The 12,649-nt window shown below is 61.0% G+C and carries 11 protein-coding genes and 1 pseudogene; 7 read left to right on the forward strand and 5 right to left on the reverse strand.

Annotated elements, in window-relative coordinates; genetic code table 11:
• The first annotated feature begins 12 nt into the window (after nt 1-12).
• The 7 genes and pseudogenes from mltB to AB4N64_RS28385 all read left to right on the forward strand — a co-directional run bounded on the left by mltB (nt 13) and on the right by AB4N64_RS28385 (nt 6,472).
• Complete coding sequence (gene mltB, locus AB4N64_RS28355; protein ID WP_460120562.1) at nt 13-1,023, forward strand: lytic murein transglycosylase B; 1,011 nt, start codon at nt 13-15, stop codon at nt 1,021-1,023.
• Nucleotides 1,023-2,034: pseudogene (locus tag AB4N64_RS28360) on the forward strand (septal ring lytic transglycosylase RlpA family protein). The gene mltB and the pseudogene AB4N64_RS28360 overlap by 1 nt, the downstream one beginning before the upstream one ends.
• Nucleotides 2,035-2,211: 177 nt before the next feature.
• Nucleotides 2,212-3,369 (forward strand): D-alanyl-D-alanine carboxypeptidase family protein, encoded by a 1,158-nt coding sequence (locus AB4N64_RS28365; RefSeq protein ID WP_460120564.1) that lies wholly within the window; start codon nt 2,212-2,214, stop codon nt 3,367-3,369.
• Between the two features lie 80 nt (nt 3,370-3,449).
• A complete protein-coding gene (locus tag AB4N64_RS28370) occupies nt 3,450-3,725 on the forward strand; it encodes a DUF493 domain-containing protein (RefSeq protein WP_460120566.1) in 276 nt (91 codons plus the stop codon).
• Nucleotides 3,725-4,372 carry a lipoyl(octanoyl) transferase LipB gene (gene lipB / locus AB4N64_RS28375; protein WP_460120567.1) on the forward strand — a complete coding sequence of 216 codons (648 nt, stop codon included), beginning with the start codon at nt 3,725-3,727 and terminating at the stop codon, nt 4,370-4,372. The genes AB4N64_RS28370 and lipB overlap by 1 nt, the downstream gene beginning before the upstream one ends.
• 1 nt (nt 4,373) lies before the next feature.
• Complete coding sequence (gene lipA / locus AB4N64_RS28380; RefSeq protein ID WP_460120569.1) at nt 4,374-5,396, forward strand: lipoyl synthase; 1,023 nt, start codon at nt 4,374-4,376, stop codon at nt 5,394-5,396.
• A gap of 125 nt (nt 5,397-5,521) precedes the next feature.
• Complete coding sequence (locus tag AB4N64_RS28385) at nt 5,522-6,472, forward strand: S66 peptidase family protein (RefSeq protein WP_460120571.1); 951 nt, start codon at nt 5,522-5,524, stop codon at nt 6,470-6,472.
• Nucleotides 6,473-6,592: 120 nt separating this feature from the next.
• Here AB4N64_RS28385 and AB4N64_RS28390 read toward each other — a convergent pair whose 3' ends face one another.
• The 5 genes from AB4N64_RS28390 to leuS all read right to left on the reverse strand — a co-directional run bounded on the left by AB4N64_RS28390 (nt 6,593) and on the right by leuS (nt 12,625).
• Nucleotides 6,593-7,915, reverse strand: coding sequence for a lytic murein transglycosylase (locus AB4N64_RS28390; RefSeq protein WP_460120572.1), 1,323 nt, complete (start codon nt 7,913-7,915; stop codon nt 6,593-6,595).
• A gap of 62 nt (nt 7,916-7,977) precedes the next feature.
• Entirely contained in the window at nt 7,978-8,142 is a 165-nt protein-coding gene (arfA, locus tag AB4N64_RS28395; protein WP_262164103.1) for an alternative ribosome rescue factor ArfA, read from the reverse strand.
• Nucleotides 8,143-8,248: 106 nt separating this feature from the next.
• Entirely contained in the window at nt 8,249-9,286 is a 1,038-nt protein-coding gene (gene holA / locus AB4N64_RS28400; RefSeq protein ID WP_460120575.1) for a DNA polymerase III subunit delta, read from the reverse strand.
• Between the two features lie 39 nt (nt 9,287-9,325).
• Complete coding sequence (locus AB4N64_RS28405; RefSeq protein ID WP_460120576.1) at nt 9,326-9,931, reverse strand: LPS-assembly lipoprotein LptE; 606 nt, start codon at nt 9,929-9,931, stop codon at nt 9,326-9,328.
• A gap of 87 nt (nt 9,932-10,018) precedes the next feature.
• On the reverse strand, nt 10,019-12,625 hold the full coding sequence (gene leuS / locus AB4N64_RS28410; RefSeq protein ID WP_460120578.1) for a leucine--tRNA ligase: 2,607 nt from the start codon (nt 12,623-12,625) through the stop codon (nt 10,019-10,021).
• Between the last annotated feature and the right edge of the window lie 24 nt (nt 12,626-12,649).

Genomic DNA, 12,649 nt, shown 5'->3' on the forward strand with positions numbered 1-12,649 from the left:
GTGAAGATTTCAATGCATGCAATGCATGGCTGGGCGGCTCGATATGCACCATGGCTTGGCCTGGTGGGCTTGCTCGGCACCGCGCAGGACGCCTGCGCCGGCGATTACGAAGGCACGCCACAGGTGGCCGAATTCGTCGGTGAAATGACCCGCGACTACGGTTTCGCCGGTGAACAGCTGATGGGCGTGTTCCGCGAAGCCGAGCGCAAGCAATCGATTCTCGACGCGATTTCAAAACCCGCTGAACGTGTTAAGCAGTGGAGTGAATATCGCCCGATGTTCATCACCGACGCGCGCATTGCCCGTGGTGTGGATTTCTGGCGGCAGCACGAGGCCGTACTGGCCCGCGCTGAGCAGGAATATGGCGTTCCGGCACAGGTTATTGTCTCGATCATCGGCGTTGAGACCTTTTTCGGTCGCAATACTGGCAATTTCCGCGTAATTGATGCCTTGTCGACACTGGGTTTCGACTATCCTCCTCGTGCCGAATTCTTTCGCAAGGAGTTGCGTGAGTTCCTGTTGCTGGCCCGGGAAGAGCAGGTCGACCCGTTGACCCTCAAAGGCTCCTACGCCGGGGCGATGGGCTTGCCGCAGTTCATGCCGAGCAGCTTTCGCGCTTACGCGGTGGATTTCGACGGTGACGGCCACATCAATATCTGGACCAACCCCGACGACGCCATCGGTAGTGTCGCCAGTTATTTCAAGCGTCACGGCTGGGTAGCCGGTGAGCCAGTGGTCAGCCGTGCCGATGTGCGGGGCGAGCAGGTCGACGAAGGACTGACCACGGGCATCGAACCGACGAAAACCGTCGGGGAGTTGCGAGCGCTGGGGTGGTCAAGTCATGATGCGCTGCGCGATGATATGCCGGTCACGGCATTTCGCCTGGAAGGTGACAAAGGTCCTGAATACTGGATGGGCCTGAAGAATTTTTACGCGATCACGCGTTATAACCGCAGCGTGATGTACGCCATGGCCGTACATCAACTGTCTGAGCAGTTGGTCCAAGCACGGGGCGTCAAGTAATGCAGGCATTGCCTATGAATAAACCCCTGAAGCTGATGGCATTCGCCGCCCTGGCGGTGCTGCTCGCCAGTTGCTCGACCAGCCGCGCACCGTCCCAGAAGTCTTCCTCCACGGCGGTGCGTTCGGCGCCGGGGCTGGACATCAACCGCGCCCACAAGGATGGCGCGCCGTGGTGGGACGTCGATGTTTCGCGCATCCCGGATGCCACGCCGACCCTGCACACTGGCCCGTACAAGGCCAATCCCTACACAGTGCTGGGCAAGACCTATTTCCCGATCCAGGAATCCAAGTCCTACGTCGCCTCGGGCACGGCGTCGTGGTATGGCACCAAGTTCCACGGCCAGAACACCGCCAATGGCGAGGTGTATGACCTGTACGGCATGAGTGCCGCCCACAAGACCTTGCCACTGCCCAGCTACGTTCGGGTGACCAACCTGGACAACAACAAGACGGTGATCCTACGGGTCAACGACCGTGGCCCGTTCTACTCGGACCGCATCATCGATTTGTCCTACGCGGCCGCCAAGAAGCTCGGTTACGCCGAAACCGGTACCGCCCGGGTCAAGGTCGAAGGCATCGACCCTCAAACCTGGTGGGCACAAAGAGGTCGCCCGGCACCGTTGATGCTCAACGAGCCGCAGGTCGCGCAAAATAATGCGCCGGCCATTACCGCGTCCGCCGGCACTGTCGAGCAATGGACACCGCCGCCGCAGCAACACGCCGCGGCCGTTGTGCCCGTGCAGATCGATGCAAAAAAACGCTTCTGCACCAGCGTCTGGCCAGTATCTTCAGGTGGGCGCGTTCGCCAACCCGGACGCTGCAGAACTGCTGAGGTCGAAGCTCAGCGGGATGGTGAGCGCTCCGGTGTTCATCAGCTCGATCGTGCGCAACCAACAAACACTGCATCGGGTGCGCCTGGGGCCGATCGGTTCGCCGGGTGAAATCCAGCAAGTGCAGAACAGTGTGCGATTGGCCAATCTCGGTTCGCCGAGCGTGGTCACCGCCGAGTAATACGTAGTTCTTGATTGACGGTTCACTTGCTGTACGGGGGGTGGACCAGGTTGTTGGCTCTTGAAGAACAAAAGCCCGGCAAGGGTTACTGAGTGAACGACTGAATACGCGATGACCCAAGGGTTGTCAGATTAGTTTTGCCCTAGGGCAGTTTCCATTAGCGATTTCGAGAGACGGATGAACATCACCACCTTTGCCAAACGCCTGTGCCTTCTAGTCCCGCTGCTACTTTCGCCAGCCGCCTTCGCGGTCGAGATGATGCCTTCGCCACCACAACTGGCCGCCAAGGCCTATGTGCTGATGGACGCCAGCAGCGGTAACGTGCTGGTCGAAAACAACGGTGACCAGCGCCTGCCACCTGCCAGCCTGACCAAGCTGATGACCGCGTACATCGCCACCCTGGAAATCCGTCGTGGCCAGATCGGCGAGAACGATCCGGTAACCGTCAGCGAGAACGCGTGGCGCACCGGTGGTTCACGGATGTTCATCAAGGTGGGTTCGCAAGTGACCGTCAGCGACCTGCTGCACGGCATCATCATCCAGTCGGGTAACGACGCCAGCGTGGCGCTTTCCGAACACATCGCCGGCAGCGAAGATGCATTTGCCGACATGATGAACAAAACCGTGGCCGACCTGGGCATGACCAACAGCCACTTCATGAACCCGACCGGTCTGCCGAATCCTGAGCACTACTCGTCGGCTCACGACATGGCCGTGCTGGCTCGCGCGATCATTCACGAAGACCCGGCTCACTACGCGATCTACTCGCAGAAAGAGTTCTTCTGGAACGGCATCAAGCAACCCAACCGCAACCTGCTGCTGTGGCGCGACAAGACCGTCGACGGTCTGAAAACCGGCCACACCGAAGAAGCCGGCTACTGCATGGTGTCTTCGGCCGTACGTGATGGCATGCGCCTGATCGCCGTGGTGTTCGGCACCAACAGCGAAGTGGCCCGTGCTTCCGAGACCCAGAAGCTGTTGACCTACGGTTTCCGTTTCTTCGAAACCCAGACTTTCTACCAGAAAGGCACTGAGCTGGCTCAGGCTCCTGTCTGGAAGGGCGCGACCAACCAGGTCAAGGCCGGCCTGGCTGAAGACCTGACCATGACCCTGCCTAAAGGCCAGCTGAAAAAGCTTGCCGCCAGCATGACCATGAACCCGCAACTGGTTGCCCCCATCGCCAAGGGTGACGTGATCGGTAAAGTCGAAGTCAAACTGGACGACAAGGTGGTGCACAGCGCCGACCTGATCGCTCTGGACGGCGTCGAAGAGGGTGGTATCTTCCGCCGCATGTGGGATAGCATCCGTCTATTCTTCTACGGCTTGTTCAACTGATTCAGTGTTGACCTGCATGGCCCTGCCCCTACCCGGAGCGGGGCCATGCTCGTTGGCACGGCTTACGAGGCCGTTACGCCATGAGCGATACCGAAGTAAAGGCGCCAAAGATCGAATTCCCCCAGGTCGACTACCCGGTTAAAGTGATCAGCGACACGGGTGTGGGCAACAGGGACAAGATCATCGACATCGTCAAGAAACACGCCAAGATCAATGATCAGCGTGTGGACGAACGTCAAAGCAGCAATGGCAAGTACACCACCATCCAGTTGCACATCGTCGCCACCGATCAGGATCAGCTGTACAACATCAACAGCGAACTGCGGGCCACCGGCTTCGTGCACATGGTGCTGTGATGTCTGACACGCTCGGCTTTCGCGAGCTCGGCCAGATGGCTTACGAGCCGGTCTGGCATGCCATGCAACGCTTCACCAACGAACGTGGCAGCGATGCTGCCGACGAAATCTGGCTGGTGGAGCATCCGCCGGTGTTCACTCAGGGGCAGGCCGGCAAGGCCGAGCATCTATTGCTGCCTGGTGACATACCGGTGGTGCAGGTCGATCGCGGTGGCCAGGTGACCTATCACGGTCCTGGCCAATTGGTGGCTTATCTGTTGCTCGACGTGCGCAAGCTGGGCTTTGGCGTGCGTGATCTGGTCACTCGCATGGAGCGCTGCCTGATCGAGTTGCTGGCCAGTTACGGCGTCACTGCCGTGGCCAAGCCGGATGCGCCGGGCGTCTATGTCAACGGGGCGAAAATTGCTTCACTGGGTTTGCGAATCCGCCATGGTTGCTCTTTTCATGGCCTGGCCCTGAACGTGGACATGAACCTGGAGCCGTTTCGACGGATTAATCCCTGCGGCTACGCCGGGCTGGCGATGACCCAGCTGAGCGACCATGCAGGATCGATTGAATTTGCCGAGGTAAGTGCCCGGCTGCGCGCGCAGCTCGTCAAACACCTCGACTATGCTGAGCAGACGACCCTAACGGGCGGAATCGACTGATATGACTACTGATGCAGTGCAAACCATCATCCCGACGCAAGATGTCACCGAGCGTCCGGCCCCGCGTGCCAAGGTAGAAGCCGGCGTCAAGCTGCGCGGCGCCGAGAAGGTTGCACGCATCCCGGTGAAGATCATTCCGACCACCGAATTGCCAAAGAAACCCGACTGGATCCGTGTGCGGATTCCGGTTTCCCCGGAAGTCGATCGCATCAAGGCCCTGCTGCGCAAACACAAGCTGCACAGCGTCTGCGAAGAAGCCTCCTGCCCTAACCTGGGTGAGTGCTTCTCCGGCGGTACCGCGACCTTCATGATCATGGGCGACATCTGCACCCGTCGTTGCCCATTCTGCGACGTGGGCCACGGTCGTCCGAAGCCATTGGACGTCAACGAGCCGGAAAGCCTGGCCATCGCCATCGCTGACCTGAAGCTCAAATACGTGGTGATCACCTCGGTGGATCGCGACGACCTGCGTGACGGCGGTGCCCAGCACTTTGCCGACTGCATCCGCGAGATCCGCAAGCTGTCGCCGAACGTGCAGCTCGAAACGCTGGTTCCGGACTACCGTGGCCGTATGGACATCGCACTGGAAATCACCGCTGCCGAGCCGCCGGATGTGTTCAACCACAACCTGGAAACCGTGCCGCGCCTGTACAAGGCTGCGCGCCCGGGTTCGGACTACCAGTGGTCGTTGACACTGCTGCAACGCTTCAAGCAGATGATGCCGCATATTCCGACCAAGTCCGGCCTGATGCTCGGCCTGGGCGAGACGGACGAGGAGGTCATCGAAGTCATGAAGCGCATGCGTGAACACGATATCGACATGCTGACCCTGGGCCAGTACCTGCAACCGTCCCGTAGCCACTTGCCGGTGCAACGCTTCGTGCACCCGGATACTTTCGCCTGGTTCGCCGAAGAAGGTTACAAGATGGGCTTCAAGAACGTCGCCTCCGGCCCGCTGGTACGCTCCTCGTACCACGCCGATGAGCAGGCGAAGCTGGTCAAGGCCGAGCTGATGTCGTCCTGATCCAGTCGAAATACCCGCGGGGCCTGACCGGTCTCGCGGGTATTTTTTTGTCTGGCGCGTCTTCCTCTTCTGTTTATCCCCGTTCCTGACTACTGTGTTGATGTATTGCGCAGGGAGATTCATGGATGACCGTTCGACCGACCCATACACTGTTTCCTCATACACCGGTGCCGGCATTGCCGAAGCACGGGCTGATCGGCGTGATCGCGCCGGCAGGTCCAGCGACGCTGGACACCGATAAGGCCCTCGCCTGGATGCGCGCTCGCGGTTATGCGATGCGCATCTTTCCCGGTGTCTATGAACAGGATGGCTACCTGGCGGGCACTGATGACGTACGACTCAATGACCTGCACGCGGCATTCGCCGACGACGAGGTAGATGCCATTATCTGCCTGCGGGGCGGATACGGCACGCCGCGCCTGCTCGATCGCATTGATTTCGAGCTGTTGAAAAACCACGCCAAACCGTTCATCGGCTACAGCGACATCACGGCGTTGCACCTGGCGATCAACCGATATGCCGGGTTTGTCACCTTTCATGGTCCGTTGCTCAATGCCGACCTGCTGGGCGACAAGCGCCAACCCACCGAGGCGTCCTTTTTCAACATGCTCAGGGGGCAGGTGAGGGCGGGGAGTACCCTGGCGCACCCGCAGGATTATCCGTTGGCCACTGTTGAGCCAGGTGTCGCACACGGGCGCTTGCTGGGCGGTAATCTCTCGATGATCGCCGCAACGATGGGCACACCCTACGAAATCGATGCCGAGGGCATCATCCTGTTCATCGAAGACATCAACGAGCCGTTGTATCGCATCGATCGGCTGCTGACCCACCTGCGCCTGGCCGGCACACTTGCCCGGTTGCGCGGGGTGATCTGCGGGGATGTCGCGGGGGTGGATGCGGCAGCTCTGGAGCGCTTGCTCAAGCAGACCTTCGAACCGTTGCGGATTCCGGTGCTCAGTGGCTGGCGCAGCGGGCATTGTGATCCGAACCTGACCTTGCCAATGGGGGCACTGGTGCGGCTGGATGCGGGGCGGCAGGAGTTGGTGTTGGAGCAGGATGTGGTGGTCGGGCGCTGAATCTTAGGCGCTTGTCAGTCAGTCTTCGCGAGCAAGCCCGCTCCCACAGTGTTTTGTGGTGAACACAAAAATTTGCGTACACCCTGGAACCCTGTGGGAGCGGGCTTGCCCGCGATGCTTTTAGCGGTTGCGCAGCCCTTCAAGCAACTTATGCGTCGGATACCCATCCGCCGGCCAGCCGAACGACTGCTGGGCACTGCGGATCGCCTTGCGGGTGTTGGCGCCAATGATCCCGTCCGCAGCCCCTGCGTCGTACTTTTGCGCGCTTAGCAGATTCTGCAGCTCGATCCGCTCGGTGCGGCTCAGCGGCAGGTCATCCTTGGGCCAGGATCCAGCGATCAGGCCAGCGCCATCAAAGCGCTCGGACAGCAGGCTGACGGCCAGTGCATAAGACGAGGAGTTGTTGTATTTGAGGATCGCGCGAAAGTTATCGAGCACCAGAAACGCCGGGCCGCGATAGCCGGCTGGCAGCAATAGCGCAGCCGACAACTGTTCCGCGCCCGCTGGAGCCCGTCCGCCGTTCGGCAGTTTGACGCCCAGTTGCTGCCACTCGGCGACGCTCTTGCGAATCGAGCCGTCGGCCAGCACGTAGTCGAAATTGCCCGGGAGCTGGACTTCAAAACCCCACGGTTGACCTTTCTGCCAACCGGAGCTCTGCAGGTAGTGCGCGGTCGAGGCCAGCGCGTCGGTGGCGCTGCCCCAGATGTCGCGGCGCCCGTCGCCATCGAAGTCCACGGCGTGGGTGTTGTAGGTGGTTGGGATGAACTGGGTCTGGCCCATGGCGCCGGCCCAGGAACCGAGCATTTTTTCCGGCGCGATGTCGCCCTGTTGCAGGATCTGCAGCGCTGCGATCAATTGGGCATGGGCGAAACCGGGGCGCCGCCCCTCGTAGGCCAGGGTCGCCAGGGAGTTGATGACCGATTTGCTGCCCTGGAACTGGCCGAAGTTGCTCTCCATGCCCCACACCGCGACCAGGGCGCGGCGATCGACGCCGTAGCGCTGTTCGATGCTTTGCAGGATGTCCGAATACTGGCTGAGCAACGCCTGGCCCTTGCGCACACGCAGCGGCGACAGAGCACCGTCAAGGTATTCCCACACCGGGCGGGAAAACTCCGGCTGGCTGCGGTCGGCGCGGATCACGCTGGTGTCCAGGCTGACGTTGGCGAAGGCGTGGTCGAACAGGTCGGCGCGAATACCGGCGGCCAGGGCATCCTTGCGGAAACCGGCTTGCCATTGCGCGAAGGTCTGGGTCGGCTGGATGTCGAGGTTTTCGCCGGTCGGCACAACGGGAGCAATCACCGCGGGAGCTGACGAGACGGGAACGGTCTGAAGCGGCTGGGCGTCGGCGGCGGTGGGTTTTTCCGCACAGGCGACAAGCAGAATGAGGCTGGAGGCAGCGATCAATTGGCGCAGATGCCAACGACGAGTAATACAAAAGGGCATGCACGGGTCCAGGGAATACGAATCAGGTGCAGACCTTAACATGTTGAGCGGTGGCTTGCCTTTCAGGCGGCCAGAAAGTAAGAAGCCTCCCAGTTGTCAGACTGGAAGGCTTCGCGGCGGTAGCTGCCTTTGCCCTTGCCGGCTCGTTCCTGACGGCTGCGGAACAGGGGCTGGGCGACGATGGATTTGGCCTTGTTATGGCCATTACGCGATGGCTTTTTGCTCATGAGCGGATCTCTCGAGTGAGGGGTTTTTACGCGCGCAATAATCTGCCGAAGTGGGGGGGCTGTCCAGCCCCTGCAATGCGTAGGAATTTTCGGCGACGAAAGGCGCTTATTCAGCAGGCAGCGGAAGACGTTGGCCAGCCATCAGCAGCGACAGGCGGCTCAGGCTCATCCACGGCGAGCCCGCAGCCTGGCCCTTGATCTGCGCGTCAATGCGCTGTGCCTCGAGTAACAACTGCGCCCAGCGTTGCGCCGAATAGCGTTGCAGCGCTTTGCTCATCAGCGGTTTGCGCTTGTCCCAGACCGGCGGTCGGGCCGAACTGAATGCCTTGTCCAGCGGCACGCCCTGGCTGTATTGCAAGGACAGGTTGGCCAGCAGACGCAGTTCGCGGGCCAGGGCCCAGAGAATCACCGGTGGCTCGACACCCTCTCCGCGCAGCCCTTCAAGCATGCGCAGCGCGTGGGCCGCTTCGCCGTTGAGAATCGCATCGGTCAAGCCGAAGACATCGAAGCGGGCACTGTCGGCCACCGCTGCCTGAACGGTTTCGACGGTGATCTGCCCGGCTTCGGCCATCAGCTTGAGCTTTTCGATTTCCTGGGCAGCGGCCAGCAGGTTGCCTTCGACTCGCGCCGCGATCAGTTCCACCGCGTCCTGGCTGGCGGAGAGCCCGGCCTGGGACAGGCGCTGACGGATCCAGCTCGGTAACTGGCTGGTATCCACCGGCCAGATCTGCACGAACTGGGTCTGCTGGCCTTCGACCAGTGCCTTGCCCCACTTGGTTTTCTGCGCGCTGCCATCCAGCTTTGGCAGGCTGATCAGCAGCACCGTGTCTTCGGCCGGACGCGAGCAATACTCGATCAGTGCCGCCGCCCCTTTGTCGCCAGGCTTGCCTGAAGGCAGGCGTAACTCCAGCAGGCGTTTTTCCGCGAACAGCGACATGCTGGCACCGGCCAGAAGCAAGGTGCCCCAATCGAAATTGGCGTCAGCAGCGAATACCTGGCGCTCGTCGAAACCCTGTTGGCGGGCGGCGGCACGGATGGCGTCAGCCGCTTCCTGGCACAGCAGCGGGTCATCGCCGCTGATGATGTAGACAGGCGCGAGCGAGCCTTGCAGGTGTTTGGCGAGTTGAGCGGGGGCGAGTTTCATAGGCGGGGGCGAGCGGGGCGCCTGGGCGCCCCGCCAGTCTTATTGCTGCGGGATTTCGAGAGGCGACTGACGCGGGGTTTCCGCTTCAGCCTTGCGTGCGGCTTCCAGTGCTGCGGCTTCCGCCTTGGCCTTGGCATCGGCGGTCTGTTGCAGCTGATCCAGTTGGGTCGGTGTCAGTTGTTGCAGGCGCAACATCATGCGCTGTACCAGTTCGCGGCGCATTTCCTGGCGAGCATCGTTGGCTTCCTGGTCGGAGCCGACCAGGTTGTTGCCATCGTGGATGAAGACCTTTTGCACTTCCAGTTTGTCGCTCAGCAGCGGCAGGTTGCCGTGATCACGGATGTCGTAGCTGAGCACTTTGGTGACCTGGTACTCGCCCGTACGACCGGCGCCCGCGTAGCTGAGGATGCGCTGGGAGTCCTGCTCATCGGTCAGGATCAGCTTGTAAGGCGCACCAGTCGATACCTTGACGCCGCTGCTTTCCAATACCTGGCGCAATTGCGTGACGGTTTCGCCATAGGCATTGCGCGCGCTGACGTCGAGTTCCTTGATCGTCAGTTCGGTGGTGCCGGTGCCGCGCAGCTGGAAACCGCAGGCGCTCAACAGGACCGCAAGGCCCATCACCAGCAAATTGCGTTTGATCATCTTGTTGCTCCCCTTGAAACCAGGTGGGCCGCTTGTACGACCCGAAAGGTTTTACTCGGCGCCAGGCTTGCCCGGCGCCTGATCCAATTAGCTGGCGACGATGTTGACCAGTTTCCCAGGCACCACGATCACTTTACGAATAGTCAGGCCGTCGACGAAGCGCAGCACGTTTTCATTGGCACGTGCAGCGGCTTCGACTTCTTCGCGGGTTGCGCTGGCCGGCATTTCGATCTGGCCACGCAGCTTGCCATTGACCTGAATGACCAGTTGCAGGCTGTCCTGAACCAGGGCGCTTTCATCCTGAACTGGCCATTGGGCGTCGATGACCGCGCCGGAGTGACCCAGGCGAGTCCACAGCTCGTGGCTGATGTGCGGGGTGATCGGGGCCAGCAGCAGGGTCACGGCTTCCAGGCCTTCCTGGACCAGGGCGCGATCCTGCTCAGTGCCTTGTGCGGCTTTTTCCAGCACGTTCATCAGCGTCATCACCTGGGCGATGGCCGTGTTGAATTTGTGGTTCTGGCCGACGTCGTGGCTGGCCTGCTTGATGGCCAGGTGGATCGAGCGGCGAACGGCTTTCTGCTCGTCATTCAGGCGGGTGACATCCAGCTTGCCCGGCAGGCCCTGGGTGACATGGGCCTGCGCCAGGCGCCATACGCGCTTGAGGAAACGGTGCGAGCCTTCAACGCCGGAGTCGGACCACTCGGCGCTCATGTCAGGTGGCGAGGCGAACATCATGAACAGGCGGCAGGTGTCGGCGCCGAACTGATCGATCATCGATTGCGGGTCGACGCCGTTGTTCTTCGACTTGGCCATCTTTTCGGTGCCGCCGATTTCCACCGGCAGACCGTCGGCGATCAATTTCGCGCTGATGACCTTGGCTTTACTGTCACGCTCGAGTTCGACGTCCGCCGGGTTGAACCAGGTGTAGGCACCGTTGGCTTCGCGACGATAATAAGTCTCGGCGACCACCATGCCCTGGGTCAGCAGGTTCTTGAATGGCTCATTGGAGCTCACCAGGCCTTCGTCACGCATCAGCTTGTGGAAGAAGCGCGCATAGAGCAGGTGAAGAATGGCGTGTTCGATGCCGCCGATGTACTGATCCACCGGCAACCAGTGGTCGGCTGCGGATTTTTCCACCAGGCCACCCTCGAAGTGCGGCGAGGCGTAACGGGCGTAGTACCACGAAGACTCGACGAAGGTGTCCATGGTGTCGGTTTCACGCTTGGCAGGCTGGCCGCATTTCGGGCAACTGCACTCGTAGAACTCGGGCATGCGCGCCAATGGCGAACCAGCGCCATCGGGTACGACATCTTCAGGCAGTACGACCGGCAGTTGATCTTCCGGCACCGGCACGTCGCCGCACTGGGTGCAGTGGATGATCGGGATCGGGCAGCCCCAGTAGCGCTGGCGGCTGATGCCCCAGTCGCGCAGGCGGAACTGGGTGCGCGAGGCACCGAGGTTTTTCTTGATCAGCGCCACTTCGATGGCGTCGAAGGCGCCAGGGAAATCGAGACCGTCGAATTCGCCGGAGTTGATCAGCGTGCCGTGTTCGCCGTAGGCGTCCTGCCACGGTGCCGGGTTGGTGTCGCCGGAACTGGTGCGTACCACCGACTTGATCGGCAGGCTGTACTTGGTGGCGAATTCGAAATCGCGCTCGTCGTGAGCCGGTACGGCCATGACGGCGCCGTCGCCGTAATGCATCAGCACGTAGTTGGCGACCCACACCGGCAGTTTTTCACCGGTCAGCGGGTGCTCGACGAACAGCGAGGTCGGCAGGCCTTTTTTCTCCTGCGTGGCGACGTCGGCTTCAGCGACGCTGCCGCCCTTGCACTCGGCGATGAACGCTTGCAGCTCAGGGTTGTTTTGCGCGGCCAGGGCAGCCAGCGGGTGCTCGGCGGCCACGGCCACATAGGTCGCGCCCATCAGCGTGTCCGGACGGGTGGTGAAGACTTTCAACGCGCCGGCTTCGCCGATGGAATCGACGTCGTACGGGAACTGCACTTCCATGCCGCGTGACTTGCCGATCCAGTTGCGCTGCATGGTCTTGACCTGTTCAGGCCAGCCGGTCAGTTCGTCGAGGCTCTCCAGCAGTTCATCAGCGTAGGCAGTGATCTTGAAGTAGTACATCGGGATTTCGCGCTTTTCGATCAGCGCGCCGGAACGCCAGCCGCGACCATCGATCACCTGCTCGTTGGCCAGTACGGTCTGGTCGATCGGGTCCCAGTTCACGGTTCCGTTCTTGCGATAGATCACACCCTTTTCGAACAGGCGGGTGAACAGCCATTGTTCCCAGCGGTAGTAATCGGGCTTGCAGGTGGTCACCTCACGGGACCAGTCCACGGCCAGGCCCAGGCTGCGCAGCTGGGATTTCATGTAGGCGATGTTTTCGTAGGTCCATTTGGCGGGCGCTACGTTGTTCTTCATCGCGGCGTTTTCCGCCGGCATGCCAAAAGCGTCCCAACCCATGGGTTGCAGGACGTTCTTGCCTTGCATGCGCTGATAGCGGGAGATCACGTCGCCGATGGTGTAGTTGCGCACGTGCCCCATGTGCAGCTTGCCGCTGGGGTAAGGGAACATCGACAGGCAGTAGTAAGTCTCCTTGCCTGGCTGTTCACTGACTTCAAAGGACTTTTGCTCGTCCCAGAACGACTGGGCGGCGGCTTCGATTTCACGGGGCTGATATTGTTCGTGCATGGCTACTTTTGAACTGAATAGGGG

This window comes from Pseudomonas sp. S2_C03 (assembly GCF_054668405.1).